Source organism: Nostoc sp., assembly GCF_036919495.1.
Lineage (GTDB): Bacteria > Cyanobacteriota > Cyanobacteriia > Cyanobacteriales > Nostocaceae > Nostoc.
The window spans coordinates 1-712 of the sequence record NZ_JBALBZ010000104.1 but is presented as its reverse complement, the minus strand read 5'-3'; the positions used below and the strand labels follow the sequence as shown (position 1 = coordinate 712).

Below are 712 nucleotides of genomic sequence, written 5' to 3'. Positions count from 1 at the left end.
TAGACCTCTTGCAAAAAAGTTTTGTGGTATTATGTAGAGTTAGGAAAATTTCAAGTTAATTAGGGCTTGCTGAATAGAAGTGTAATATAGACCAGATAAGGGTTTTAAGCCTTTTTCCAACAAACAAGTGCAAGTTTATAACATCTAAAGTCTCAAAACCCTTGCACAATCCTTAGCGATGGCTACGCCCGCCGCAGGCATCGCTGGGTAAATTTGGAACCTGAGCGATGAAACAACTATTTTGTAAGCTGTGTGGCTTCTAGATTTGCTTGAGAGACTTATTCAGCAAGCCCTAATTAGCTTTTTGAAGATCATAATTATAAATTCCAGCAATTAAGTGACAACGTAGCCCAAACCGTTTTCTACGATTGCGATAACGTTGACTGAAAATCCGAAAAACTTTTAAACGTCGATTCACATGTTCAATGGCAATCCGACGACTGGCCAAAGAACGATTGTAATCCTTATCTTCTGGACTTAACTTGCCCTTTTTTGGTTTCTTTTTTGGTAAACGACAATTCCTATGTAACTTGCTAATACCTTGGTAGCCACTATCTTCTAAGCTCTCGGTTTCGGGATGAAAACGCACTTTACTATCGACGAACAACTTGTAGTCATGTCTTCGACCCGAACCGTTGACAACACAACGAATTTCAAAAGTTGCCAGGTCAATCACCAATTGAGATTTCAGGGTATGTTGTTTTTGTTTGCC

General features: G+C 39.2%; 1 protein-coding gene. It reads right to left on the bottom strand.

The window, feature by feature from the left end; all coding sequences use genetic code 11:
- Positions 1-292: 292 nt before the first annotated feature.
- On the bottom strand, positions 293-712 hold a 420-nt coding region (locus tag V7K25_RS14915; RefSeq protein WP_335159138.1), incomplete at its 5' end, for a transposase family protein.